27 protein-coding genes and 1 pseudogene are annotated in these 23,224 nt (G+C 70.8%); 18 read left to right on the top strand and 10 right to left on the bottom strand.

Going from position 1 to position 23,224, the window contains the following annotated elements:
* Positions 1–40: 40 nt before the first annotated feature.
* Positions 41–949, top strand: a complete 909-nt coding sequence (locus AB0B39_RS23875; protein WP_357575436.1) for an NAD-dependent epimerase/dehydratase family protein — start codon at positions 41–43, stop codon at positions 947–949.
* Here AB0B39_RS23875 and AB0B39_RS23870 read toward each other — a convergent pair.
* Both AB0B39_RS23870 and AB0B39_RS23865 read right to left on the bottom strand, forming a co-directional pair.
* Positions 946–1,395, bottom strand: a complete 450-nt coding sequence (locus AB0B39_RS23870; RefSeq protein WP_357575435.1) for a GNAT family N-acetyltransferase — start codon at positions 1,393–1,395, stop codon at positions 946–948. The two genes, AB0B39_RS23875 and AB0B39_RS23870, sit on opposite strands and share 4 nt — an antisense overlap.
* Positions 1,396–1,408: 13 nt before the next feature.
* Positions 1,409–2,308 (bottom strand): LysR substrate-binding domain-containing protein, encoded by a 900-nt coding sequence (locus AB0B39_RS23865; RefSeq protein ID WP_357575434.1) that lies wholly within the window; start codon positions 2,306–2,308, stop codon positions 1,409–1,411.
* Between the two features lie 144 nt (positions 2,309–2,452).
* Between AB0B39_RS23865 and AB0B39_RS23860 the strand changes: the two genes are divergently transcribed.
* Positions 2,453–3,172, top strand: a complete 720-nt coding sequence (locus tag AB0B39_RS23860) for an SDR family oxidoreductase (RefSeq protein WP_357490235.1) — start codon at positions 2,453–2,455, stop codon at positions 3,170–3,172.
* 61 nt (positions 3,173–3,233) lie between these two features.
* Here the strand turns inward: AB0B39_RS23860 and AB0B39_RS23855 are convergent, their stop codons facing one another.
* Together AB0B39_RS23855 and AB0B39_RS23850 are read right to left on the bottom strand one after the other, a co-directional pair.
* Complete coding sequence (locus tag AB0B39_RS23855; protein WP_357575433.1) at positions 3,234–3,962, bottom strand: hypothetical protein; 729 nt, start codon at positions 3,960–3,962, stop codon at positions 3,234–3,236.
* Positions 3,955–4,455 carry a SigE family RNA polymerase sigma factor gene (locus tag AB0B39_RS23850; RefSeq protein ID WP_357490232.1) on the bottom strand — a complete coding sequence of 167 codons (501 nt, stop codon included), beginning with the start codon at positions 4,453–4,455 and terminating at the stop codon, positions 3,955–3,957. The genes AB0B39_RS23855 and AB0B39_RS23850 overlap by 8 nt, the downstream gene beginning before the upstream one ends.
* A 183-nt stretch (positions 4,456–4,638) precedes the next feature.
* On the opposite strand from AB0B39_RS23850, the gene AB0B39_RS23845 reads away from it, so the two are divergent.
* On the top strand, positions 4,639–7,887 hold the full coding sequence (locus AB0B39_RS23845; RefSeq protein WP_357575432.1) for a S8 family serine peptidase: 3,249 nt from the start codon (positions 4,639–4,641) through the stop codon (positions 7,885–7,887).
* Positions 7,888–7,954: 67 nt separating this feature from the next.
* Here AB0B39_RS23845 and AB0B39_RS23840 read toward each other — a convergent pair whose 3' ends face one another.
* Positions 7,955–8,539: a hypothetical protein gene (locus tag AB0B39_RS23840; RefSeq protein ID WP_357575431.1), complete on the bottom strand. Its 585-nt coding sequence runs from the start codon at positions 8,537–8,539 to the stop codon at positions 7,955–7,957.
* Positions 8,540–8,792: 253 nt separating this feature from the next.
* Between AB0B39_RS23840 and AB0B39_RS23835 the strand changes: the two genes are divergently transcribed.
* The 3 genes and pseudogenes from AB0B39_RS23835 to AB0B39_RS23825 all read left to right on the top strand — a co-directional run bounded on the left by AB0B39_RS23835 (position 8,793) and on the right by AB0B39_RS23825 (position 10,803).
* The gene (locus AB0B39_RS23835) at positions 8,793–9,404 is read left to right on the top strand and encodes a hypothetical protein (RefSeq protein ID WP_357575430.1); all 612 of its coding nucleotides are present in this window, start codon (positions 8,793–8,795) and stop codon (positions 9,402–9,404) included.
* Positions 9,405–9,488: 84 nt separating this feature from the next.
* Positions 9,489–9,815: pseudogene (locus AB0B39_RS23830) on the top strand (ADP-ribosylation/crystallin J1); the annotation flags it as partial.
* A gap of 493 nt (positions 9,816–10,308) precedes the next feature.
* On the top strand, positions 10,309–10,803 hold the full coding sequence (locus AB0B39_RS23825) for an N-acetyltransferase (RefSeq protein ID WP_357575429.1): 495 nt from the start codon (positions 10,309–10,311) through the stop codon (positions 10,801–10,803).
* A gap of 10 nt (positions 10,804–10,813) precedes the next feature.
* Here AB0B39_RS23825 and AB0B39_RS23820 read toward each other — a convergent pair whose 3' ends face one another.
* A complete protein-coding gene (locus AB0B39_RS23820; protein WP_357575428.1) occupies positions 10,814–11,254 on the bottom strand; it encodes a VOC family protein in 441 nt (146 codons plus the stop codon).
* A gap of 118 nt (positions 11,255–11,372) precedes the next feature.
* Positions 11,373–11,714 carry a hypothetical protein gene (locus AB0B39_RS23815; protein ID WP_357575427.1) on the bottom strand — a complete coding sequence of 114 codons (342 nt, stop codon included), beginning with the start codon at positions 11,712–11,714 and terminating at the stop codon, positions 11,373–11,375.
* An 84-nt stretch (positions 11,715–11,798) separates the two neighbouring features.
* On the opposite strand from AB0B39_RS23815, the gene AB0B39_RS23810 reads away from it, so the two are divergent.
* From AB0B39_RS23810 to AB0B39_RS23795, 4 genes are all read left to right on the top strand, one after another.
* A complete protein-coding gene (locus AB0B39_RS23810; RefSeq protein ID WP_357575426.1) occupies positions 11,799–12,440 on the top strand; it encodes a VOC family protein in 642 nt (213 codons plus the stop codon).
* Positions 12,441–12,497: 57 nt separating this feature from the next.
* Positions 12,498–13,157 (top strand): MSMEG_1061 family FMN-dependent PPOX-type flavoprotein, encoded by a 660-nt coding sequence (locus AB0B39_RS23805; protein WP_357575425.1) that lies wholly within the window; start codon positions 12,498–12,500, stop codon positions 13,155–13,157.
* Positions 13,158–13,209: 52 nt separating this feature from the next.
* Positions 13,210–13,563 carry a hypothetical protein gene (locus tag AB0B39_RS23800; RefSeq protein ID WP_357575424.1) on the top strand — a complete coding sequence of 118 codons (354 nt, stop codon included), beginning with the start codon at positions 13,210–13,212 and terminating at the stop codon, positions 13,561–13,563.
* 88 nt (positions 13,564–13,651) lie between these two features.
* Positions 13,652–14,164 (top strand): NUDIX domain-containing protein, encoded by a 513-nt coding sequence (locus AB0B39_RS23795; RefSeq protein WP_357575423.1) that lies wholly within the window; start codon positions 13,652–13,654, stop codon positions 14,162–14,164.
* Between the two features lie 80 nt (positions 14,165–14,244).
* On the opposite strand, the gene AB0B39_RS23790 is transcribed toward AB0B39_RS23795, so the two are convergent.
* The 3 genes from AB0B39_RS23790 to AB0B39_RS23780 all read right to left on the bottom strand — a co-directional run bounded on the left by AB0B39_RS23790 (position 14,245) and on the right by AB0B39_RS23780 (position 16,430).
* Positions 14,245–14,919 carry a VOC family protein gene (locus tag AB0B39_RS23790; protein ID WP_357575422.1) on the bottom strand — a complete coding sequence of 225 codons (675 nt, stop codon included), beginning with the start codon at positions 14,917–14,919 and terminating at the stop codon, positions 14,245–14,247.
* 274 nt (positions 14,920–15,193) lie between these two features.
* Positions 15,194–15,709: a hypothetical protein gene (locus AB0B39_RS23785; RefSeq protein ID WP_357575421.1), complete on the bottom strand. Its 516-nt coding sequence runs from the start codon at positions 15,707–15,709 to the stop codon at positions 15,194–15,196.
* A gap of 283 nt (positions 15,710–15,992) precedes the next feature.
* Positions 15,993–16,430 (bottom strand): VOC family protein, encoded by a 438-nt coding sequence (locus AB0B39_RS23780; RefSeq protein ID WP_357575420.1) that lies wholly within the window; start codon positions 16,428–16,430, stop codon positions 15,993–15,995.
* Between the two features lie 184 nt (positions 16,431–16,614).
* On the opposite strand from AB0B39_RS23780, the gene AB0B39_RS23775 reads away from it, so the two are divergent.
* The 8 genes from AB0B39_RS23775 (at position 16,615) to AB0B39_RS23740 (ending at position 23,050) form a co-directional block, all read left to right on the top strand.
* Positions 16,615–17,310 carry a hypothetical protein gene (locus AB0B39_RS23775; protein ID WP_357575419.1) on the top strand — a complete coding sequence of 232 codons (696 nt, stop codon included), beginning with the start codon at positions 16,615–16,617 and terminating at the stop codon, positions 17,308–17,310.
* Between the two features lie 475 nt (positions 17,311–17,785).
* The gene (locus AB0B39_RS23770) at positions 17,786–18,211 is read left to right on the top strand and encodes a hypothetical protein (RefSeq protein WP_357575418.1); all 426 of its coding nucleotides are present in this window, start codon (positions 17,786–17,788) and stop codon (positions 18,209–18,211) included.
* Positions 18,208–18,837 carry a hypothetical protein gene (locus AB0B39_RS23765; protein ID WP_357575417.1) on the top strand — a complete coding sequence of 210 codons (630 nt, stop codon included), beginning with the start codon at positions 18,208–18,210 and terminating at the stop codon, positions 18,835–18,837. The genes AB0B39_RS23770 and AB0B39_RS23765 overlap by 4 nt, the downstream gene beginning before the upstream one ends.
* Positions 18,834–19,151: a hypothetical protein gene (locus AB0B39_RS23760; protein ID WP_357575416.1), complete on the top strand. Its 318-nt coding sequence runs from the start codon at positions 18,834–18,836 to the stop codon at positions 19,149–19,151. The genes AB0B39_RS23765 and AB0B39_RS23760 overlap by 4 nt, the downstream gene beginning before the upstream one ends.
* 129 nt (positions 19,152–19,280) lie before the next feature.
* A complete protein-coding gene (locus tag AB0B39_RS23755; RefSeq protein ID WP_357575415.1) occupies positions 19,281–19,607 on the top strand; it encodes a hypothetical protein in 327 nt (108 codons plus the stop codon).
* A 2-nt stretch (positions 19,608–19,609) separates the two neighbouring features.
* Positions 19,610–21,295: a TraM recognition domain-containing protein gene (locus tag AB0B39_RS23750; protein WP_357575414.1), complete on the top strand. Its 1,686-nt coding sequence runs from the start codon at positions 19,610–19,612 to the stop codon at positions 21,293–21,295.
* Positions 21,292–21,981, top strand: coding sequence for a hypothetical protein (locus tag AB0B39_RS23745; RefSeq protein WP_357575413.1), 690 nt, complete (start codon positions 21,292–21,294; stop codon positions 21,979–21,981). Before AB0B39_RS23750 ends, AB0B39_RS23745 begins: the two co-directional genes overlap by 4 nt.
* A 1-nt stretch (position 21,982) precedes the next feature.
* On the top strand, positions 21,983–23,050 hold the full coding sequence (locus tag AB0B39_RS23740) for a hypothetical protein (protein ID WP_357575412.1): 1,068 nt from the start codon (positions 21,983–21,985) through the stop codon (positions 23,048–23,050).
* Positions 23,051–23,224: the final 174 nt, after the last annotated feature.

Here is a 23,224-nt window from a genome sequence, read left to right as displayed (position 1 = left end):
TGGCTTGACAAGCACCCCGTTCCAGAGTGGACGATGCAGCGTGCGAATCCTCGTGGTGGGTGGCAGTGGCCTGATCGGCGCGCAGATCGTGGACGTGCTGCGCGAGCGCGGCCACACCACCACCTCGGTGGCGCGGACCGCCCAGCCGGGCGTCGACCACCTGCTCGATGTCGGGTCCGCCTCGATCGAGGAGCTGCGGCCGGTGCTCGCCGGTCACGACGGTGTCGTGTACGGCACCCGCACCGACGAGCAGCGGCCACTGCCCAAGCCGATCTATCCGCAGTTCCGCCGCGACAACGTCGATCCGGTGGTGCGCCTGTTCACCGCCGCCCGCGCCGAGGGCCTCACCCGCGGCGCCGTGCTGGGCTCCTACTACACCTACTTCGACCGGCGGCATCGACAGTGGCGGCTCGCCGAGCGGCACACGTACATCAGGTGCCGGGTCGAGCAGGCCCGGGAGGGACGCGCGGCGGCCGGCCCGGACCTGCCGATCGCCGTCCTCGAACTGCCGTTCGTCTTCGGTCGTTCCGGCGACCGGCTGCCGAACTGGGCCGGGCCGCTGGACCGGTGGGCACGGTCGCGTACCCCTCTGGTCGCCCCGAACGGCGGGAGCGCCGCGGCCTCGGCGCGCAGCGTCGCCGAGGTCACTGCGGACGCTCTGGAACAGGCGAGCGGCGCGGACATCCCGGTCGCCGACGAGAACCTCACCTGGCACGACATGATCGGGCGGATCGCGGAGTCGGTGGGCCGACGCCGCCGGGTCGCCCGGCTGCCGGCCGGCGCGGCGACTGTCGCCCTGCGACTCGGCGGCGCGATGCAGGGCCTCGGCGGCAAGGAGTCGGGCATCAACCCCACCTACCTCGCGGACCTGCTGCTCGCCGAACTGTTCGTCGAGCCGACGACCGGTCGGTCGCTGGACGCCGCGCTGCGCGAGACCTTCCCCGCCTAGCTCGTGGATCGGGGCGGACGGGCGAGGTACGCGGTCTTGACGTCGGCCGAGAACCCGCAGGCGCGGTAGAAGGCGTGCGTCGACGGGTCGCGCGAGCCCGTCATCAGCATCGCCTTGTAACAGCCGGCGTTCCACGCCGCCTGGAGCGTGCCGGCCATGATCTGCCGGCCCAGACCGGTGCCGCGCCGGGACTTTTCGACGACGACGTTCTCGATGACGGCGTAGGGCGACGCCGACCGGCTGATGTTGGGGATCACGTTGAGGTACGTCGTGGCGACGACGACCCCGTCCCGTTCCAGGACGAACAGGTGCAGCCCCGGTGAGCCCACGATCTGCGCAAAGGCCGCCTCGTCGGATCCGTCGTCCACCATCGGATCGTCCGGGTTCAGCTGCCGGTAGAGGCGGATGATCTGCGCGAAGTCATCGGGCCGGGCCGTACGGAACATGCCCCGAGCGTAGTCACCAGCCATCCCCGCCCGCCGACCCGCGGCCGGCCGCCTGCGCCTGCCGCGCGGCGAGGTCGACGAACTCCCGCACCAGCGGTGATCGATTGTCCTCGGCCCAGGCCAGGCACACCTGGTTGGGCCCGAGGTCGTCGACGGCCACGTGGGCGACGTCCGGTCGGGTGTAGAACGTCGCGATCGACAGCGGCAGGATCACCATTCCCGCGGCCGCGGCGACGTGTTCCAGCTTCTCCTCGACGGAGGACAGCACGGGCCGGGGCCGGGGATCGCTGTCGCTCGGACGGTTCGGCAGGTCCCGCCACTCGGGCACCACGTCCGGGTCCTGGAGAAGCCGTTCCTCGACCAGCTCGGCGAGGTCGACCGACTCCTTGCCGGCCAGACGGTGCTCGCGAGGCAGGACCACGACCCGCGGTTCGCTGAACAGGGGGCGCAGGCTCAGGCCGCGCTTGTCGACCGGAAGGCGTACGTAGCTGACGTCGGCGCGTCCCTCGCGTACCACGTCGGCCTGATCGCGCGGGGAGGTGCGCACGACATCGACGGACAGGTCGGGGTGCCGCTCGGCGATCGCGCGAGCCTCGGCGGTGACGATGATGCCGGGCATGAACGCGATGGTGAACGTCGACCTGCCGTGCGCGGCCCGTTGCACCCGTCGGTGCAGTGCCTCGGCCGAGGCGAGCAGCGGACGGGCGTCGGTCAACAGTTGACGACCGGCCTCGGTCAGTACGGTGGAGCGGCGGTCCCGGACGAACAGCTCGGCGCGTAGTTCCTGCTCGAACGCCCGGATCTGGCGCGACAGGACCGGCTGGGCGATGTGCAGCCGCGCCGCGGCCCGCCCGAAGTGCAGCTCCTCGGCGACCGCCACGAAGTAGCGGAGCTTGCGCAGATCGACATCCATCCGGTTCCCCCGTCCGCCCCCGCATGCGACCTGTCCCACGATACCCTCCGGGCATCACAGCAGGTGAAAGAGGTCTTGGACGTGGACGTCGGAGTCGGCGCATGGTGGGAACCGTCCCCACCACGGATCCGAAAGGACACGATCATGAGCCTCAGCGACAAGCGGGTCGTCGTACTCGGCGGAACATCGGGAATCGGGCTCGCCACCGCCGTCCGGGCCGCCAGCGAGGGCGCCCAGGTCGTGGTCGCCTCCCGCAACCAGCGCAGCGTGGACCGCGCCCTGGCGACCCTGCCGACCGGCGCCCAGGGGTACGTGGCCGACCTGACCGACCCCGCCGACGTGGCCCGACTGTTCCAGGACATCGGCCCGTTCGACCACCTCGTCTACACCGCCGGCGAGCCACTCGCGCTGATGTCCGTCGACGCCCTCGACCTCGCCGCCGCTCGTGCCGCCTTCGACCTGCGGTACTTCGGCGCCCTGTCCGCTGTCAACGCGGCGCTGCCGCACCTGCGGCCCGGTGGGTCGATCACCCTCACCACCGGCACCGCCAACCACCGGCCGAGTGCCGGCTGGACGGTCCCGTCCAGCATCACCGGGGCGATCGACGCCCTGGTCCGCGCGCTCGCCGTCGAACTCGCCCCGATCCGGGTCAACGCCGTCTCGGCCGGCGTGATCCGCTCGCCACTGTGGGACTCCCTGACGGAGGAGACCCGAGAGCAGATGTACGCCCAGCTCGGCGAGTCACTTCCGCTGGGTCGGGTGGGCGAGCCGGAGGAGGTCGCCGAGACGTTCGTCTATCTGCTGCGGGCGACCTACAGCACCGGCACGGTGGTGACCATCGACGGCGGCACCCTGGTCTCCTGAGCCCGACCCCGCGGAGTCGACAGTGGACCGGCCCCGCACCACAGTGCCGGGACGCCGCCGGTCAGGAGCCCGACGAGCCCCGGTCCTCGAACTCGTAGGTGGTGGTCAGGGCCTCCGGCAGGTCGGGGACGAGGGCGTTCGTGCCGTCGACGACCTGCACGTAGCGCCTGCCCTGAAGGATCGAGTAGCTGCCGTCGGCGACCCGGTCGATGATGAAGAGCTGCGTCGCCGCGTCCGGGTCACAGCCGCGGGCACGGACGCTGCCCGGCGCGGCGTCGTGCACGACGGTCATGCAGACCTGGCCGGCTCCGGCCGGGGTGCCCGCCTCGATCCGGAACGCCTTTCCCGCCGGCCGCAGGACCCACAGCGCCCGGTCGTCGACGCCCGCCCCGGCGGTGGCCCGTACGCGGTCGCCGTCCGGGTCGGTCGCCAGCGCCGCCCCACCGAGGCCGGGAACCACGATCCGGACCTGTCGGCGACCGGCGAGGATGTCCTGCGGTCCCGCCGGTGCGGTCTGGCTCGGGGTGGTCTCGGCCGGGGTGGTCTCGCTCGGGGTGGGGGGCGACGCCACGCCCGCCGGGCCACCGGTCGGCGTCGTGACGTCGGCGCGTACCCGCAGCACTGTGGTGCCGACGGTCGCGACCAGCACGGCCAGCCCCACGCCGGTGACGGCCCCGCGGCGTCGCCGCCGCCGGTCGCTGCGCCCCCGCAGCGTCGACGCCGGGGGCAGGGTGGTGACGCGTCGGACCTCGTCGACTATCGCCCGCAGGTCGTCGTGCGGATCAGCCATGGGAGGTTCCCTCCTGGTTCGCCTCGGTCAGCAACCCGGCCATCGCGCGGCGACCACGGGCGAGGTACGTCTTGACGGTCCCGACGGGCGCCCGCATCTCGGCTGCCACCTCGGCGACGCTGAGGTCGTTCAGGTGGTGCAGCACGACGGCGCGGCGCTCGTTGGCGCTGAGCCGTTGCAGCGCCTGGATCAGCGCCACGTGGTCCTCGCTGAGGCCGGGCACGCTCTGGTCGACGGCGGCCCGGTGGTGGGCACGGATCCGGTTGAACGTCTTACGCCAGCTGCTCACCGCCGCCCGGGAGGCCACCGCGCGGACCCACGCCTCCGGGCTGTCCGCCTCCCGGACGGTGTGCCAGCGCTGCCAGGCCCGCATGAACGCCTCCGCGACGGCGTCCTCGGCCTCGCTGCGGTTGCCGGTCAGCGCGTAGACGTGACCCACGATCCGCCCGGCGCAGGCGGCGTAGAGGGCATCGAACTCCTCAGCATCACGCATCCGACCTGCGCCCCTCCGAAGCCTCGTCCCCCTGGTCACCGCGCATGGAACTCGCCGCGTCGATCCGGCCGCCCCTCGGCGGGGTCGGTTTGTGACCACGGTCACACCCGCGAAGATCAACCGGCGGGCGGGCCCAGGCGTCATCGTGCCGTCCCGGGAGACGCCCGTGGCGGAGAGGACGATGTGCGACGACGTCAACGACGCGCCCTGACGGCCGGGGTGCTCGCCACAGCACTGGTCGCGGCGGGCCTGACGGCCAACCCGGCGAGCGCGCAGGTGCGGCCGGCGGCCACCGTCTCCGGCACGCCCAGCAGGCCCGGCACGCCCGGCACCTTCACGTTGATCACCGGCGACCGGGTGTCCGTCGACGCGGCCGGCCGCCCGGCGATCGAGCGGGGAACGGGACGGACCGCGATGCGGTTCGTGACAAGCCGCGAGGGTGGCCACCAGTTCGTCATCCCGGTGGACGCCATGCCGCTCCTGCGCGACGGGCGGCTCGACCGGCGGCTGTTCGACCTCACCACGCTCGCCGAGTTCGGCTACGACGACCGGGCGGCCGAGTTGCCGCTGCTGGTGGCGTACCCCGCAAAGGGCGCGGCGGGGGCGCGGACCGCTACCCTCGGAGGCGACGGGCGTGTGCGGGCCGACCTGCCCGCCGCCCACGCCCTCGCGGTGCGGGCGGGCCGCGACGACCGGGTGACGCTGTGGTCGTCGCTCACCCGGGGCACGTCGATGGCCCGCACGCTCACCGACGGGGTCAGCGCCATCTGGCTCGACGGCAAGCGGCGGGTGACGCTGGACCGCAGCGTGCCGCAGATCGGCGCCCCGGCGGCCTGGCAGGCCGGCTTCGACGGCACCGGCGTCACCGTCGGCGTGCTGGACACCGGCATCGACGCCACCCACCCCGACTTCGCCGGGCACCTCACCGAGGTCCGGGACTTCACCGGCGGCGGCGACCCCGCCGACGCGGTCGGGCACGGCACCCACGTGGCGTCGACAATCGTGGGCAGCGGCGCCGCGTCCGGTGGCCGGTACCGGGGCGTCGCGCCGGGTGCGAAGCTGCTCGTCGGCAAGGTCTGCGCCACCACCGAGTGCCAGGACTCGGACATCATCACCGGCATGCAGTGGCTCGCCCCGCAGACCAGGGTGGTCAACCTGAGCGTGGGCGGCGACGACGCGCCCGGCCTCGACCCCCTGGAGACGGCGGTGCAGGACCTCAGCCGCCAGTACGGCACGCTGTTCGTGGTCGCCGCCGGAAACGAGGGCAAGCCGAAGTCCGTGTCCTCGCCGGCGTCCGCCGACGACGCGCTCGCTGTGGCGGCCGTCGACGCCGACGACCAGCGGGCGTACTTCTCCAGCCGGGGCCCGCGCGTCGGCGACAATCACATCAAGCCCGAGATCAGCGCGCCGGGCGTCGACATCGTCGCGGCGGCCCCCGGCGGCGACTACGCCACCATGTCGGGTACGTCGATGGCCACCCCGCACGTGGCGGGCAGCGCCGCGATCCTCGCCGGCCAGCACCCGGACTGGACCGGCCCGCAGCTCAAGGCCGCGCTGATGGACTCGGCCAATCCGACCGGCGCGGACACCCTCTACGAGCAGGGCGCCGGCCGGGTCGACATCGCCCGCGCGGTCGCCCAGCCGGTCGCCGCCGACGTGGCCGCCATCGACTTTCCCGTCCAGCGCTGGCCACACGCCGACGACACCCCCGTCACCCGGGTCGTCGGCTACCGCAACACCGGCGCCGCGCCGGTCACCCTGTCGCTGACCGTCGCCCCCGCGCCGGCCGGCATGCTCACCGTCAGCCCGACCACGCTCGTGGTGCCGGCCGGCGGACGGGCCGAGGCCACGATCACCGTGGACACCCGGGTCAACGCCGCCGACGGCGTCTACCAGGGCGCGGTGGTCGCCACCGGCGCCGGCGACCTGCGGGTACGCACGCCGTTCGCCCTCAACCGCGAGATCGAGAGTTACGACGTCGCGCTCCCCCACACGGGTCGGGACGGGAAACCGGCCACCGAGTACACGACAGTCGCGGCGAACCTCACCACCGGCGAGTTCAGCACCCTCACCGCCGAGCCGGGCGGCGGCACGCTGCGGCTGCCCGTCGGCCGCTACGCGCTCTACAGCACCATCCACGAGGGAAGCGCCTCGACGCTGCTCGTCCAGCCGGTGCTGGACGTCCACGGCCCGGTGACCGAGGCCGTCGACGCCCGTACCGCCAAGCCCGTCGCACTGACCGTGCCGCAGCGCGACGCCGCGCCCACCGCGATCAACGTGAGCGCGAACTGGGACGACGGCTTCCGCTACCCGGGCGTCCAGCTCAGCGGGGTGTCGTTCGCGGACGTGTTCTTCGGCCGGATCGGGCCCGCCGTCGCCGCCCCCGAGTTCGCCGCGACGCTCGGCGTCGGGCTCGGCCGCCCCGGTCGGGACGGGACCTTCCGCAACAGCCCCTACACGTACGACCTCGCCTACGTCCGCCAGGGCGACATGTTCACCGGCCTGTCGACGAAGCTGACGCCGAAGAACCTCGCCACCGTCGACGTGACCTACCGCCGCCAGTCGACAACGGCGACGGCGGTCCGCTTCCACCGCGCGGCGGCGACCGGTGGATCCGGCCCGATCGGGTCACACACGCCCATCGACCTGCCCTTTCACGGCACGGAGTACTACAACACCGACGGCGGTCTCACCTGGACCTCCACGTTCGTCGAGGGCGACAACTCCACCATGCAGGAGTCGTCCCTCCAGCCGGGACGGACGTACACCCAGACCTGGAACGCGGCACCGTTCGGCCCGTCGGTGACCCAGGCGCCGACCCTGAGCCCCCTGGGGTACGCGGGACGCGACGGCGACACCATCTCGATCGCGTCGCTGCCGCTGTTCGGTGACGCGACCGGCCGCCCCGCCAGCCGCGACGACCTGCCGGTCGAGGTCCGGCTGTTCCGCAACGGCACCCGGATCGGCACCTCGGACAGTCCGTGGGCGGAGTTCACGGTGCCCGCCGGCAAGGCTGACTACCGGCTGGAGGCGACCGCCCGGCGCGGCGCCCCGGACACGCTGTCGACGTCGGTCACGGTGGCCTGGACGTTCACCTCGGCGCACACCTCGGCGCCGCAGCGGCTGCCGCTGACCACGGCCCGCCCGACGCCGAAGCTCGACGACACCAACACCGCCCGGGCGGGGCGGGTCATGCCCGTCGCTGTCAGCCTGGACCGGCAGGCCGGCTCGTCGGCAGCGGCCAACCGGACGCTCGGCGTCGCCGCGTCCTTCGACGACGGCGCAACGTGGGTCGCGCTGCCGGTGCGGCACGGCGTCGCCCTCGTCACCCACCCCTGTCGGCCCGGTTTCGTCGCGCTGCGCGTGACGGCAACGGACACCGCCGGCAACACGGTGACGCAGACCGTGCTGCGGGCCTACCGCACCGCGTGACCGGTGGAGTCCGGGGTGACCGCCGTCGCCCCGGACTCCCCCGCCGGCTGTGGGCGGCCCGCGTCCTTTAGGAGTCGGCCGGCACCCCGGCGTCGAGCTGGCCGATCATCGGGGCCAGAAGCTCGTTGAGCTCCCGGGCCAGCACCGTTACCGCCCTGCGCGCCGCGGCCGCCACCTGATCCTGCGGCCCGGCGGGCGCCGGCGGCAGATCACCGAGCGGAACCGGCGCCTCGACCTGGAGCAGCGCGCGCAGGTGCGGGTTGCGCGTCACGTCCTGCTCCGACGGGGTCGTGTACTGGCCGAACAGCTGCGGCCAGTCCTGCCAACCCCGGTCGCGCTGCCACTGTTTCGTCCAGGTCAGCTCCGCCGGCCAGCGGGAGATCACCGTGACCGCGCACACCATGCCCCCGTCCCACGGGCTGCGCGTGCAGGACGCCGACAGGATCCGCCGGTGCCAGCGGACGTAGCCCGGCTCCAGCTCACCCGCGATCCGCCACGCGGTCGCCGCGAAACTCACCGGCGCGATGTCGTCCCAGCTGGAAGCGAACTCGTCGAGCCGCCTCAGCACCTCGGCCTCGTAACGGCCGCGACCGTCGACGCCGTGCTCCCGGTCGAAGTTCTCGTCGAGCCAGAAAGCGCGCGGTTCCGGCATGGTCATCCCCGTTCACAGCGGCCACCTCTTCGGACATCGTAGGGACCACACGCTCCGGCGTGGCGCATGTTCGCTCTCAGCGGCACGCTCCCGCCACCCGACGCCGGCCGACTTCGCCACGCGTTTGCTGCTAGCGTGATCCGGCTTCGACACCATGATCACGGGGGAACGACCAGCCATGAACTGTGCGCGGTGCGGACAAGCGCTCGATCATCCCGGGCAGGGACACAGCTGCGTCGGCGGCCCCGACCCCGTGGCCCGGCCGCCCGCGGGCTGGCGGGCAACCCTGTGGACGCTGGTCACGCTCGCCGGGGCGTTCGCCGCGCTCTCGCTGCTCCGGGCCGCGATCGACGCCGACGTGATCGAGTCGCCCGGCTCGGGTGCCCTCACCGCGCTCTCGATCGTCGTGCCGCTGGCGCTCTTCTTCGCCTTCCTCGCCTGGTCGAACCGCACGAAGAGCGCCGTCGAAGCCCACGGGGGCACGCTCGCCGCCGTCCGCAACTGGGCTGTCGCCGGGGGGTCCCTCCTGCTCTTCCTGTCGTACCTGCTGCCGATGAAGACGCCTGTGGCGTTCCATCTCGTCCGGGCGCTGGCCGCGCTCCTCGTCATCGTCGGCGCGTGGATCCTGCACCGCCGGGTGGAACGACTGCTCGCCGAACCGGCGACTCCACCTGCCGCCGTCCGTCCCGACGGCCCGCAGGGCGCGGGCGAGCGCGGCCACCTGCCGCAGCAACGAGGCGTGTCGACCACCGGGATGCCGCTGTCCCCTGAGCCGCAGCCCGAGGACTGGAACGCCGCCCTCTGGGACCCGGAGGTGCAGCGGGACATCGAGGCGCGGCAACGCCGCAGCAGCCCGCCGGCCTGACCGGGGCACCAGACGCGACCTACGGCAGAGCCTGACCGACGACCCATCGTCGGCGACCCGCACGATCACGCCCAGGAGCAGGCCATCGACACCCCCGAGACGATCACCCTGTGGCGGCCCACCGGGCAGGCCGAACTCGACCTCGTGGCGGCGTCCGGGTGGCGTGCCTGGCCACCACGTCTTCCCGACCAGCCGATCTTCTACCCGGTGCTCAACCGCTGGTACGCCACGAAGATCGCGCGGGAGTGGAACGTTCCCGCCGGGGGCGTCGGATACGTGACCCGGTTCGACGTCCAGCGGTCGTACCTGGACCGTTACGACGTCCACCAGGTCGGCGGCCGGGACGTCCTGGAGTACTGGATCCCTGCCGAGGAGCTTGACGCCTTCAACGACCACATCGTCGGCGCGATCGTCGAGGAGGCCGACTACCGCGGCCCGGTAGACGACCAGGAGTTCACCGACGCCGAGGTGGCGCTGGGTCGTGCTCTGCCCGCCGCCTGGCGCAGCTATCTGCAGGGTGGGTCGTGGTTACGACGAGGCTGGATGACCACCGGCGCCTACGTCTGGCTCAACACGCCCCGCCAGACGATCGAGCTGGGGGACGTGTCGGGCGACGACACCCACCCGGGTATCGCGATCATCGGCGGTGACGGCGCCCGCGAACAACTCGTGCTCGACCTGCGAAGCGAGACCATGCCGGTGCTGCTGGTGGACCTCACGAGCGGTGGCTGGGACAGCGCCATCCGGCAGGCCGACGACGTGAGCGAGTTCGTCAGTCGCGTCGAGGCGGGCACCTTCGAATTCACCTTCGCCGGGTAGCGGCGGAGTCGGACCGCGCCGTCAGCCGACGAACACACGGAAGGGGTGGCCGGCCAGGTCGGCGTACGCGTGCGAGGCTTGGGCCGTGACCGACTTCGACATCCGCGCGGCCACCCCGGCCGACGCCGACTTCCTGGCGGACATGCTCGTCGAGGCCGTCAACTGGCTACCCGAGCGCGACTGGCCGCGCGAGCGGATCCTGGCCGATCCCGCGCTGGCCCACTACGTCACGGGGTGGATGCGGCCCACCGACGTCGGTGTGGTCGCGGTCGACCCCGCTCACCGGCCGCTCGGCGCCGCCTGGTTCCGCCACCTGAGCGCCGAAGATCCCGGCTACGGGTACGTCGCGGACGACGTGCCGGAGCTGACCATCGGAGTGCTCCGAGCCTGGCGAGGGCGGGGTGTCGGCCGGGCGCTGCTGCGCGCCGTCCTGGACGCCGCCCGGGACCGCGGCATCCGTACCGTGTCGCTGAGCGTGGAGCGGGCGAACGCGGCCGTCCGTCTCTACGCGTCCGAAGGGTTCCGCACGGTCGAGTCGTTCGAGAACGCGGACACCATGGTCGCCGAGGTCGGAGCCTGACTCTCGCGGCTCAGTCGAGGTGTTCGGCCAGCCCGACGATGATGCCCTCCGGGCCACGCAGGTAACAGAGCAGGAAGATGTCCTCGAACCGCTCGACGTCGCCGACGAGTTCGGCCCCGTGGGCGCGCAGCCGGGCGATGACGTCCTCGATGTCGTCGACGGCGAACATGATCCGGCGAATCCCCAGCGTGTTCGCGGGCGCGTTCTCCGGTGCCTGGCTGATCGCCTTCGGCGTGTGGAACATCGCCAGCTCGACCTTGCCGTGACCGTCCGGGGTCCGCAGCATCGCCACCTCCTGCCGGACGTCGTCGATGCCGATCACACGCTCCACCCACCGTCCCTCGACCGGCCCCCTGCCCTCCAACTCCATGCCGAGTTCGACGAAGAACGCGATGACAGCGTCAAGGTCGTTGACAACAATGAGGACGTTGTCCATCCGCTGGATCGCCATGGGGGATCTCCTCGCTCTGGTGCGCCGCCGTGGTCGCATCCTCCCCTGAGACGAAGCCGCCAGGGCGTTCTCGACACGCAATGGCGGCCTGCTTGGCAGGTCGCATCCCCGGATCGACCTACCGGGGTGATCTCAGCCCGAGCGCGCTGTGTTCGACGACCCCCGCGGGCAGGTCGGTGCGTCCCGACTCCTGAGTGGTCAGCGCCACCAGCTCGGCGCGTAGGTCGACGGCAGGTTCACCGAGCACGATCCCGCTGAGCACCAGCTCGACCATCATGCGGTCGTACTGATCCGAGCTGCGGCGGTAACGCGACGGATCGGACTCCACCACCAGCGCGGAGATGCGCCAGCCCCCGCCGGGCACGGGCGAGAAGGACGCTTCGTAGATTCCATTACCGGTCCAGCTGCGGTGCAGGAACGCGACCTCGTCCTCGACGAACACGTTCCACTTCTCGTCCATGTCGCGAGCCTGGTAACCGAGCGCGATCCGCTTCCACTGCTCGTCGGACTCCGGTTGAGGGCGTCCGATGTTACGTTCGCTGCCATGACGCGGCAGATCACGGCCAGCGAGTTCCACGCGGCCGAGGGTGTGCAGGACTGGCGCTCCCTGTACCACCTGGTCTCGGCCCACTTCCCCACCGGCTCGTTGACCGGGAGCATCGCTCTCGTCGAGGAGATCGGCCGGCTCGCCGACGAGGCCGAGCAGGAGATTCTGACCATCGACGTACGCGGCGCCGGCGTCACCGTGTCCCTGTCCCGGCGCGATGCCGGGCTGGCCCGGCGGATCTCGGCCGCCGCCAGGGAGCGGGGCCTCTCCGCCGACCCGACGGCCGTGCAGGTCATCAACCTCACCCTCGACGCGCTCGTCGGCGCCGAGGTGCTGCCGTTCTGGCGTGCGGTGCTCGGCTACTCCCAGATCGGCGACGACTACCTCTACGACCCTTCGCGCCGCGGCCCCGGCTTCGGCGTACAGCAGATGGACGAGCCCCGCCCGCAACGCAACCGCATGCATCTCGACATCGCTGTTCCGCACGATCAGGCGGAGGCACGCATCGCCGCCGCCCTGGCCGCCGGCGGCCACCTGGTCTCCGACGCGCACGCGCCGATGTGGTGGGTTCTGGCCGACGCGGAGGGCAACGAGGTGTGTGTCGCCACCTGGGTCGGTCGCGACCGCGCAGCGCCCTGAGCTGCGGCCCGAAGACACGGGCCCCACCCGCTTTTGGGTTCCCCATAGGGTCGGGGCATGACGCCAGCCCCTGCCGCCACCGCCTTCGACTCGCTCCGCCTCGATGCCGTGCCCGACCAGCAGACGCTGCGCCAGGCCTACGCCCTACCCAGCGAGGCTGCCGTACGGAAACAGATGACCGAACTCACCGCGCAGACCCGAACGTTGATCGGCTGCGCGTCGCTGGTCCTGGTCGCGAGCGTGGACGCCGAGGGCAACTGCGACGTCTCCCCGCGCGGCGGCCCCGCCGGGTTCGTGGCCGTCCTGGACGCACGGACGCTGGCGATACCGGACGCGACCGGCAACAAGCGCCTGGACACTCTGCAGAACGTCATCGCCACCGGACGGGCCGGACTGCTGTTCATCATCCCGGGGCGCACCACGACGCTTCGGGTGAACGGCCGGGCCTGCGTCTCCACTCGCCCCGACCTGCTGTCACAGCTGACCGCCGTGGGCAAGCCGCCGGCCAGTGCGCTGGTGGTGGGAATCGACGAGGTCTACCCGCACTGCCCCAAGTCGCTCCTGCGCACCGGGGTCTGGGAGCCCGACCGGTGGCTGCCAGCGGACGCGCAGCCGACCTCGGCCGAGGTGACGCTGGCCCAGCTACGGATGCCGGAGCTGACGATCGCCGACATCGAGCAGGCCGAGGCGGACGCGCTGAAGTACCGGTACGAGTGACAAGCCGCCCGACCGTTACCGTGCACTCCCCGCCCACGGCAAGAGGACAACGATGGACAACCGGACGGACCCGATCGAGATCATCGCCCGGGTCTCAGAGAACGACGGCAAGCAACGCGCCTTCGAGGTCTGGCTCTACAAGGCCAAGAAGGAAGGCTGGCCCGTCACGGTGGAGTCGACCGCCGTCGACCAGCCAGGCGACGGGTGCGGAGTCGTCGACATCGAGGGCCTGAAGTACCGGATCCGCCACGCGAAGCGAGTCCGGCAGCGAGTCGCCATCGTGCCGGCAGGGCGACATCTGATCGCCGCCGCCGCCAACCTGGCCACGGGCGACTCCGACGGCATCACCTGGACCTGGGAGTTCGGTCACGCGGCCTGGGCTGAGCCGATGATCGAGGAACACTAACGCGGGCAGCATCGCCACCGAGCCGGCGGCACGCTCCACCCCCTTCGGCTCTGGCGAGTCTGTCCCATCCCTGTGCTCTACTCCCGCCATGCATGTCGTCGTCACGGGCGCACTCGTTGAAAACGGCTCGGTCCTGCTCGTACACCGCAGGCCGACCAAACGGGCCTACCCCGATGTCTGGGACCTGCCCGGCGGGCTGGTCGAAACGGGTGAGTCGGAACTACAGGCCCTCGCACGCGAGATGCACGAGGAACTCGGTGTGCACATCGTGACGGAGTCGGCCGCACGGCTGGGCGTCGTGCATGACGGCACTGGTGCGGACGCCCTTCACGCGGGCGTCTGGCACATCGGGGACTGGGCCGGCACTCCGACCAACCGCGCACCCGAGGAGCACGACGACATGGCGTGGTTCGCGATCAGCGAGCTGGCCGGCCTTCCGCTCGTGCATGGCGTCCTGGCGGCAATGGTCCATGCTTTGCCTGAGTTCGAGTGCGACCGCCGGCAGTCGGATGTCACCGACGGCGACCAGGACGACCGAGGAACAAGGTCCGCCTGTCGTGCCTGTGCTGGGACGGATTCGTCAGGCACGCGGCAGGCCTAGGCTTCCCGCGCCGTCGTAGCTGTCCCCGGTGGCTTTCGAGGTGTACGCGTCAGCCCGGTCTACGAGTCGTCCCGGCCCTGCTAGGTCGTCACACACGCCTCGTTACCCTCGATATCGGCGAGAACCCAGAATGCGGGGGCATGGGACGCGGATACCAGTCGACCGCCGGCGGCCAGCGCGGCTTCGATCCGCCGTGGCGCCTCGTCGTGCGGGACACAGATGTCCAAGTGGATGCGATTCCGGTCCGGGCGTGGCTGATCCATGTGCTGAAACCAGATCGCCGGACCCTGCCCGACCGGGTCGACGATCGGATCCGTGGGACCGTCGGCTCCCGCCTCATCCGTGTAGCCCAGCACGGCCTTCCAGAACCGCCGGACCGCCGCAATGTCGAGCGCGTCGATAGCGATCTCCACCAGCTGGACCGACCGCGGCGCTCCCGTACCAATCTCAGGTTCCGTCCGGAGCCCGACGATCCGCATCGCGGCGGAAAGCCGATGCGCGAGGTCGATATCGCAAGCGGTAAGCGCCGCCTGATCCAACGACTGCAGAGTCAGGACCACCCGGTCGGACCGGATGTCAGCGCGTAGGTGCCGATCGGCGTCGCTACCGCACGCCGCCACCGCGCGAGCCACCACCTCGGTTGCCTGGACCAATGAACCGACGGGAACCGAGGTGCGCAACGCGCCCAGCAAATACCGCCACCCCTGGTCGGTTACCGCGTCCGAGGCCGCCCGCCGCCCCAGTGTCCGTTCCATGTAGGCATCCTCACATGCGCGCCTGGAGGGGGAGTTCCGCACGCTGACAAGGCTCTAGAACCGGTCTGGACGCGCCGGCCACTTGGCGTTGCATTGATCAGCGGTGAGGGCATAGTCGATCAACACGGACAAGATGCCGCCTGAGCTGTGCATCCATCGGTCATCGCTGGTCAACGTTCGTTGCGCTTGGTTCACCTCTGACGGCCTGGGTACGGCCTGATCTTGGGACTCGCCCGCGCATCGGGATGGACTACGACGGCGCGTTGCCCATCGTCTAGACACGAGGACGTCGTGACCTGGTGGGGGCGCTGTGGTGCCTTGCTGCGGCTCGCATGGACTCGATGAGCGTAAAGCCCGGGTAGTAACGGCGGTCGGAGTACAGATGCCGGTAGTAGCAGGCCCAGTAGCTCGCCACTCGCTGACGCGTGACGGCGAGGAAGGACGGGTTGGCGGCGAGAACCTGTCCATAGACAGCGTGCTGCGGGGTCGTGGGGTCGTCGAGCTCGACGAGTTCACGGCGGATGTCGAGCAGGATCTCTAGGACGTACTCCCCGACGAGCCGGACCACGAATGGGACCACCCATGGCTCGTTCAGCGTCAGAACGTGCTCAAGCCGTCGCTGCCGTACTCGACCGTCGTGGTGACGCGTGTAGAGGCAGTTGAGAATCGCGAGCTGGGTCGGCGGCAGGCTGGTCTCCGCACCGGCTGGGGGTTCGGCCTGGTAGATGCGGTACGGGATGACCAGTGGCTGCTCATCGACTGTTACACCGAACGGCAGGGCCGGCTTCAAGGGTGCCGACGGTAGGAGCTTCAAGACGGTCTGCACGTCCCGCTGAAGATGGGCCGGGAAGGCAGCCGCCAGTGACGGCCCGGTAGGAGTCCTCGGCGCTGGGCTTTGCACGGTCGGAGGGTACAGCCTTCCAGCCTCGGGACTGGCCCACAGTGGGATGGCCCTCCCCGGAGGCAAAGCCGCGACCGGCCGATGTCTGCCGGCCTACCGGGCACTCAGCGGACACGATGGCGATCGACTCCTTGATCCCAGGCAACCAACACATCTGTCCGACCTGCGCTCCCTAAAGGACGTCGAACTCGTTTCCCTCTGGGTCGGCCATCGTCACGTGGTCAGGCGTACCGTCCGGTTCGTCCACCCGAAGCACGGCCCCGCCCGCCGCCACCAGCTTGTCGACGACCGCCTGGACCCGCGGCCAGCGCACCTCGAACGGCTCGTGCCGGCCGCCGCCCACGTGGATGTCGAAGTGCATGCGGTTCTTGACTACCTTCGGTTCCGGCACCTTCAGGAACGAAACACCGGGTCGTACGCGGTCCGGGTCCTCGATGAAGGCGCCGTCGTCCCACTCGTCCTCGGGAACCTTGAAATGGGTCTGCCATGCCTCCCAGGTGGCGAACCCTTCTGGCGGGGCGGCCGGGACGTACCCCAGCGCGACGCACCAGAACGCGGCCAGTTCGCGCGGGCGCGCGCAGTCGACGGTCAAGGACCACTGCTCGGACATCGCCACACCATAGACCGCCGAAGGTCATACCGAGGGCCGGGCGAGTTCGGTCCGGCGACGCACATTCACCCGCACACAGCTCTTCACTCCATGCCGCACCCCGACATCATGCGAGGAGATCGTCTAGCTGGAGGTGTCACCCCACGTCCCGAGACCTACGTGACCGATCGGTACCAAGACGTGCGTGACACGTAATGGGGAGGACGACCGTGAGCGCGCCTGGCAGGGTGAACTGGTGCCGGATATCGACCCCACTGACGCGGAGTACCTCCGCGAGATAGAGCTCCTTGCCAATGACGTCGTCGATCGGGCGCTGGACGAGGGCTGGCTGAGCTTTGATCCCGATCCTGACGATGCGACGCCTCTCCAGCGTGCCGTTAACGCGCTGGGACGCCAGCTGCGGCACTACCACTTCGAGGATGACGGCTGCGTCGATCCGGACGCCCCGCTGGTTGGTCTGGCCGGAGCACTCCTGGTTCGTCCCACGACCGTCCTGAGCGAGCAGGAGTACATCGACATCTGCGAGCGACTCGGCGTTGAGGCACGGCCGCAGGGGTGGGCGTTGTGGCACACCTGGGATCAGAAGGGCCGTCGGATCACCATGGTCACGACGAGGATCAGCACCACTGAAGGAATGCTGCTGGTCTGGTCGAAAGGCCGCCATATGGTCCCGATCAAACCGCCACGTGCCGCGGTGGCAGCCACCGTCAGGGGTTGGCTTGGACCGGCGGTCGGATCTCCCGGATACGTGGCCGAGACGGGAGTAACGGAAGGGTCCGTCGCTGGTTCCGTGCCACCGCACTCGACGGGTGGGTCTACAACGGCCCCGTCGAGCCACAGATCAGAGGGCATCCAGCCGAAGGTGTCACCCACGTCTTGAGACTGACTGTCACGCGGGTCCTGAGACACGACATCGCTGACAGTCCGGCCGGCCCGGTCAGAGGCCCGAGGCTACCCTGATGCTCGCCGAACGATCGGGTGACGCTGTCGAGAGCGGCTTTGCCCTTCTCGGCGGTGCCCAGTGAGGGTCGGCCGAGGACATCCCCGAAGCCCTTGACGGCCTGGAGACGGCATGATCATGGTTCAGCGGCCCTTCGGACGACCGTAATTGCAGGTCAGCGAGGCTGCGGCCGTCACTTGGCGTTGAAGAAATTCCGCCGACCCGCTGACCTGCACGAATAGGCCCGGTAGGTGCTCTGAGCTGCGCTAACGCCTCACAGCATCTTCCGTCATCTCACACCAGTTTTCATCGCCTGGTGCCCAAGAAGTGCCCAAAAATGCGGCGGGCTCGACCCGGTGATTCCAGCCACCGAACCGAGCCCTGGCACGAACCCTCCGACGAAGGGAACGAACCGATGGAATCCTCCATCACCACGGCGCCCAGCGCCAGCAACACGACCGAGACCGCCACCACACCGATCGACCGGACCAAGGCGTTCCGCCTGGTCGTCGAGGGCGTCGCAACGCACGGCCTGCCGATCCCCATGTCGACGGACCTGCACGACACCCCGTCGATGACCCTGCGGTTCGATGACGACGACACCGACGCCGTCGACCGGTGGGCGGCCTACCTGGGCCTGGCGGCGCCGACCCGCAGCAAGCGCGTCCACGACCTCGACCGCGACCGGCCGTGGAAGTCGTACAGCACCGACACGTGCTGGACGGGGTCCCGCGTACCCGGCTGGCCCATCCGCGTGTGGTGCCTGGTCACCGCCACCGACGCGGAGATCACTGCCGCCAACGTGCTGGCCACCGCTGCTGCCCTGGACGGTGCCAAGTGACCGCCCCCGCGATCGGCATCCACCCGGTGCCCCGTCAGTACCGGCTCATCGACGCCGACACCACCCGCTTCACGACCGCCGACGTGCACGCCGCCCGCGAGGTCGACGCGCCCGCCGACATTGACCCGGAGATCGTCGGCCTGGTGTCACGCATCCGCGCCACCCTCTCCGACAGTCGGGTGCCCGACGCGGTGAAGGACGGCATCCGCGAGACGTTGCGCCTGGCGGCCGGTGACGCGGTGACCGCCGCGCAAATGGCCCGCGGGCAGCAGATCCTGGAAAACCCGCTGCTGTCGACGGTGGAGAAGTTCGCCGCGTTCGCCGAGGTGTTCGCTCACCCCGACTGGTGCGACGACTGCTGCCCCGGGGACAGCCCCGATTCGCCGCTTCACATCGGCGTGGTGGGCACCGTCACCGACACGGTTCACGGTGGCGAGGTCACCACGGTCGTGGTGCGGATCGAGCGGGACGACAACCACGGGCAGCGCGGTCAGGCGTACGTGCGGGTTGAGGTTGTGGAGGGCGTCGGCGACTTGAGCCCGGAGGCGGCGCTGCGGCTGGCCGACCTGCACGGTGAGGCCGCCCGCCTGGCCGTGCAGGACCGGGCCGAAGGCGGTGCGCTGTGACGTACGGACTGGTGCGCGGGATGACACCCGCCGAGGCGATGGCGTTCATCGAGGACATCCGGGACGAGGCGTTGCACGCCGCCTGGCCGGACGGGGTGGAAATCCCCGCCTGCCGGGTGCAGGTCGGCGACCAGATCCTCAGCCCGCACGGCTGGGAGGAGGTCGACGGGGTGGAGGTCGACGGCTGGGCCGGACCGTTCAGCGACGACGCGGTGTCGATCGCCACCACCCGGCACGAGCAGGCCGACGACGCGTACCCGTTCAGGCTCTCCACCCCGGTCAAGGTTCGACGCGGCGAAATCCTGCCGGCATAGCTCCCCTGCTGGCCGCCCTGCCCGGGTGGGGCGGCCAGCCCTAACCCAGAAACGGGGGCAGGCCCGGACGCGGTGACTCAACCACCGGCCGGGCCCTAGGTCCCCACCTCCACTGAAAGGCGAAACCCGGTGCCATTCTCGCGCACGACCAACACGCCGCCGCAGAGGCACACGCCATGGTGCGGCAAGGACCACCGCTGCGGACTCGGCGAGCACCGCTCCGACGAGATCGTTGTCGACGTCTCCGGCCGCGCCCGTGCCGTCCTGACCCGCATCCGGGCTGCTTCCGGCCGGGAGCACGCCGAGCTGCGTGTGCGGGTTGCGCTCGCCTCGGACGAGCTGGTCGCCCGCGGTCAGTTGGTCGGGCTCCTCGGCGACGTCCGCGAGGCGATCACCCGCGCCGCCGCCGCAGCCCAGATCCGCAACGCACGACGCGCCCCGAACGGACGGTGGTGACCATGTCCAGCATCCGCATCCGCGCCATCCAGGCCGGAATCATCACCGGGCCGGTCGGCTACGTGGCCGCCCAGGTGCCGGTTGACCACGCGCAGCAGATCGGCTGGACGGCGATGGCCGCCAGCGTCGGCATGGTCAGCACGGCCGCCTGGTCGTGGTACACCAGCCGCCGAACCACCACCTCCCACATCGACCGGTGGTCGCGTCGGGCACGCCGCAACCAGGGCGTCCAGTCCCTCGCCGGGCACCTGCTGACCACGTCGTCGCTGGCGATGCGGCGCCGGGCAACCACGCTGCGGCCCAGCCTCGCCGAGCTGACCCGCGTGCAGCGTTGGCGGACCCCGGTCACCGAGTACGCGGCGCCGCTCGGCAAGTCGGGCCACCGCACGCTGTGGGTGTCCACCGAGGATGTGGTGCTGCGGGTTGCCGGTGCCCGGTCGGGCAAGACAACGGCGATGGCCTGCCGGGTCGTTGACCACCCAGGGCCGGCGGTCGTCACCTCCACCCGCGTTGACCTGCTCGTGTGGACCGGCCCGATGCGCGCCAAGCGCGGCCCGCTGCACGTCTTCAACCCGGCCGGCGTGGGCGACATCGCGTCGACGTTGAAGTGGTCGCCGCTGGTCGGCTGCAAGTCCATCGAAACGGCGATGCGCCGAGCCGACGACATGGTGCCCACCGCCTCCACCGACGAGCGGGAAGGCTGGAACGAGCAGGCCCGGCGGATCCTCGCGCCGATGCTGTTCGCGGCGGCCCGCGGCGGACACACCATGGCCACCGTGCTGGGTTGGGTGTCCGCTAACGGGGAGGCCGCCAAGAACGCCGCTAAGCGGGTGCAGGGCATCCTGGAGAAGGCCCCGGAGGCGGCGGCGATGTTGGAGAACGTCCGCCAGTTTTTCGGCATGGCCGGGGAAAACGAGCGCACCCGCTCGTCGATTGTCACCACCCTGATGCCGGCGTTGCAGTGGCTGTCGAACCCGACCGCCGCCGCGATCGGCGACGCAGAGATCAGCGACGACATGCTTGACGTCGACACGCTGCTCACCAGCAACGGCACCGTCTACCTACTGGGCGGCACCAACCGGATCACGGGCGCGCTCACCGGCGCCCTGGTCGCGGAGATCGCGTTCCGGGCGTCGCAGCGGGCCGAAGGTCAGCCGGGTGGCCGGCTGGATCCGGCTCTGCTGCTCGCTCTCGACGAGGCCGCCCTGGTCGCCCCGGGTCCGCTGGACCGATGGACGTCGGACATGGGCGGGCGCGGCATCGTCCTGGACATCGCGGTGCAGTCGCTGGCGTGGCTGCACGGTGTGTGGGGTGAGAACGGTGCCCGGATCATCCTCGGCAACTCGGCGGTGGTGCTGCTGGGTGCCGGGTGCAAGGACCCTTCGGACATCGCCCACTGGGAGGCCCTGTCCGGGCAGCGCGAGGAAGCCGCGGAGACGAAGGACGCCGACGGGAAGGTGACGTCGACGTCGACCCGGCGGGTGCCCGTGCTGACCCGGGACCAGATCGCGGCGCTGCCGAAGTTCCACGCCGTGGTGTACGGACAGGGTCCGATCTCGATCATCCGCACACCGTCGATCTTCGAGCGGAAGGACGCGCGGCGGGCGATGGCGGCCGTCGGGAAGCCGCCCAAGCAGACCCGGTACGCGGAGGCCATGGCCGAGACGTCCGAGGAGGTGGCCCAGTGACCGAGTCGGATCCGACGACGCAGGTCCAGTTGCGCGCCGTCATCAAGGAGGTGCAGCGGGTTCAGGCGCAGCTCGCCGAGATCCGGGGCACCGCTGGGGTGGCGAAGGAGACCGCCGAGGAGGCGGTGCGCGCCACGAAGCAGCTCGCCGAGGAACTGGTCGACCTGGCCCGGCTGGGGGAACTTTCCGCCGGGGCCGACGAGGACGGCGAGGTGGAGAAGGTTGTGCCGGCGCTGACCTGGCTGACCGTCTCCGACACGGAGGAAGCGGCGAAGCTGATGAAGGGCTTCGTGGAGTGGCTGGCCAACGTGTACGGCCGGTGGCAGAACAAGCCGCTGCCGGACTGCTGGGCGTGGCACCCGCAGGTCGTCGCCGAACTGCTCGCGCTGCGGCAGGTGTGGGACGCGGCAACCGATCGGAAGAACGGGTCGCCGTTCGCGCAGATGGACTGGGTTGACCGGTACCGGCCGGGCACCGTGCGGCGCATCAACGCGGAGATCGGGGACTGCTCGCTCGACCGCCACACCGCCGACAGGGTGACCGCGTTCCGGCCGCCCCGAGTGCACGGCGCGGACATGATCGACGCCCTTACCGCGTGGTGGTGGCAGACAGGCGGCCGTGAGGTCGCACCGGCACCGTCGGCCGGGATGCTGGCTGACGCCGAGGCACGAGCGGCGGTGAGCTGACGTGAGCGACGACAACACGAACTTCGTCACCCGGGCCATCCACGAGCACGGCGGGATCGTGGCGATGGTCGCAGCCGCGGCGCTGACCGCCAAGGGCGAATGGGACCTGGCCGTCATGGTCCACTACCCCAAGCCGATCGCCTGGCTGCTGCCCGTCGCGCTCGACGTGTACTTGGCGACGGCCGCTGCGAAGCGCGCCAAGGTGGACATCGTCATCGGCCTGCTGTTGATGATCGCCTGCCAGGTCGCCGTGCACCTGGTTCCGAAGGGACACGAGGCCCCGTGGCAACTGGTGGTGGGTGCCGTTTGTGTGCCGCCGATCATCGCGCTGCGGGCGACCCTCGGCATGAAGGGCAACGGGGAGGCCGAGGAGCAGGCCGCGCGGGAGCAGGCTGCCGCCGAGGAGTTGCGGGCAGCCCGACAGGCGGCGGCAGAGGCTGACCGGCTGCGCATCGAGGCTGAGGCGCGGCTGGCCGAGGAGGAGCGAGCACGGCAGGTGGCCGAGGCTGGCGCGGCTGCCCTCCGGGAGGTTGACGCGCAGGCTCGGGAGGCCCAGACGGCGCGGGAGGCGGCCGAAGAGAGGGCGCGGCTGGCGGAGGAGCGGGCGGCTCGGGCGGAGTTTCGGGCGGCGCGGGCGCGCACGGACAGTAACGGTGGCTCGGCGACGCGGCCGGCCCCGGCGGCACGCGTCACGAAGCCGGTGACTCCCCCAGTGACGCAGTCCGGTGGTCAGGATGACGCACCCGTGACGCGTCCGGTGACGCACGTCGGTGACGCACCTCAGCGCGCGGGTGACGCATCCACGGCGACCGGTGACGCATCGGGCGGTGGCGGCATGCCGGCGGGTGACGCATCTCTGACGCGGGACGAGCGGTTGACGCTCGCCGTGATGGAGGCGCTGAACGACCCGGGTGTCAGCGCGCGGCAGGCGGCGCTCAAGCACGGCGTCGACCAGCAGGCCGTGCAGCGGCGTGTGCGCGCGGCGCGGGCAGCGGAGGCCCAAGAGCCTCGGCCGCTGTCGCGGCCGGCGGTCAACGGAGTGAAGCCCGACCTGAACAGCAACGCCTAACCAAGATCCAGCCCAGCACGAACAGCAGTCAGCACAACAACCATCAGTTCAGCAGCACCAGCAAGTAGATCAGCAAGCCAGGACCAAACAGCACAGTCAAACCCTCACGTAGCAGTGACCGAGATCAGCAAGCCAGGACGACCACAGAAATACAAACCTATGCATCACGATCGA

It is taken from the genome of Micromonospora sp. NPDC049114, assembly GCF_040648635.1.
In the GTDB taxonomy this organism is placed as follows: domain Bacteria; phylum Actinomycetota; class Actinomycetes; order Mycobacteriales; family Micromonosporaceae; genus Micromonospora.
The sequence above is the reverse complement of the archived record's forward strand: the minus strand, read 5'-3'. Positions and strand labels throughout refer to the sequence as shown.

What these genes read in the sequence shown, in the direction of transcription:
- AB0B39_RS23790 (WP_357575422.1), bottom strand. Translation starts at nt 14,919, where the DNA reads ATGGAACGGACACTGGGGCGGCGGGCGGCCTCGGACGCGGTAACCGAC.
- AB0B39_RS23840 (WP_357575431.1), bottom strand. Translation starts at nt 8,539, where the DNA reads ATGCCGGAACCGCGCGCTTTCTGGCTCGACGAGAACTTCGACCGGGAG.
- AB0B39_RS23855 (WP_357575433.1), bottom strand. Translation starts at nt 3,962, where the DNA reads ATGGCTGATCCGCACGACGACCTGCGGGCGATAGTCGACGAGGTCCGA.
- AB0B39_RS23805 (WP_357575425.1), top strand. Translation starts at nt 12,498, where the DNA reads ATGACGCCAGCCCCTGCCGCCACCGCCTTCGACTCGCTCCGCCTCGAT.
- AB0B39_RS23865 (WP_357575434.1), bottom strand. Translation starts at nt 2,308, where the DNA reads ATGGATGTCGATCTGCGCAAGCTCCGCTACTTCGTGGCGGTCGCCGAG.
- AB0B39_RS23850 (WP_357490232.1), bottom strand. Translation starts at nt 4,455, where the DNA reads ATGCGTGATGCTGAGGAGTTCGATGCCCTCTACGCCGCCTGCGCCGGG.
- AB0B39_RS23780 (WP_357575420.1), bottom strand. Translation starts at nt 16,430, where the DNA reads ATGTCCGAGCAGTGGTCCTTGACCGTCGACTGCGCGCGCCCGCGCGAA.
- AB0B39_RS23795 (WP_357575423.1), top strand. Translation starts at nt 13,652, where the DNA reads ATGCATGTCGTCGTCACGGGCGCACTCGTTGAAAACGGCTCGGTCCTG.
- AB0B39_RS23800 (WP_357575424.1), top strand. Translation starts at nt 13,210, where the DNA reads ATGGACAACCGGACGGACCCGATCGAGATCATCGCCCGGGTCTCAGAG.
- AB0B39_RS23750 (WP_357575414.1), top strand. Translation starts at nt 19,610, where the DNA reads ATGTCCAGCATCCGCATCCGCGCCATCCAGGCCGGAATCATCACCGGG.
- AB0B39_RS23815 (WP_357575427.1), bottom strand. Translation starts at nt 11,714, where the DNA reads ATGGACGAGAAGTGGAACGTGTTCGTCGAGGACGAGGTCGCGTTCCTG.
- AB0B39_RS23810 (WP_357575426.1), top strand. Translation starts at nt 11,799, where the DNA reads ATGACGCGGCAGATCACGGCCAGCGAGTTCCACGCGGCCGAGGGTGTG.
- AB0B39_RS23860 (WP_357490235.1), top strand. Translation starts at nt 2,453, where the DNA reads ATGAGCCTCAGCGACAAGCGGGTCGTCGTACTCGGCGGAACATCGGGA.
- AB0B39_RS23820 (WP_357575428.1), bottom strand. Translation starts at nt 11,254, where the DNA reads ATGGCGATCCAGCGGATGGACAACGTCCTCATTGTTGTCAACGACCTT.
- AB0B39_RS23870 (WP_357575435.1), bottom strand. Translation starts at nt 1,395, where the DNA reads ATGTTCCGTACGGCCCGGCCCGATGACTTCGCGCAGATCATCCGCCTC.
- AB0B39_RS23770 (WP_357575418.1), top strand. Translation starts at nt 17,786, where the DNA reads ATGGAATCCTCCATCACCACGGCGCCCAGCGCCAGCAACACGACCGAG.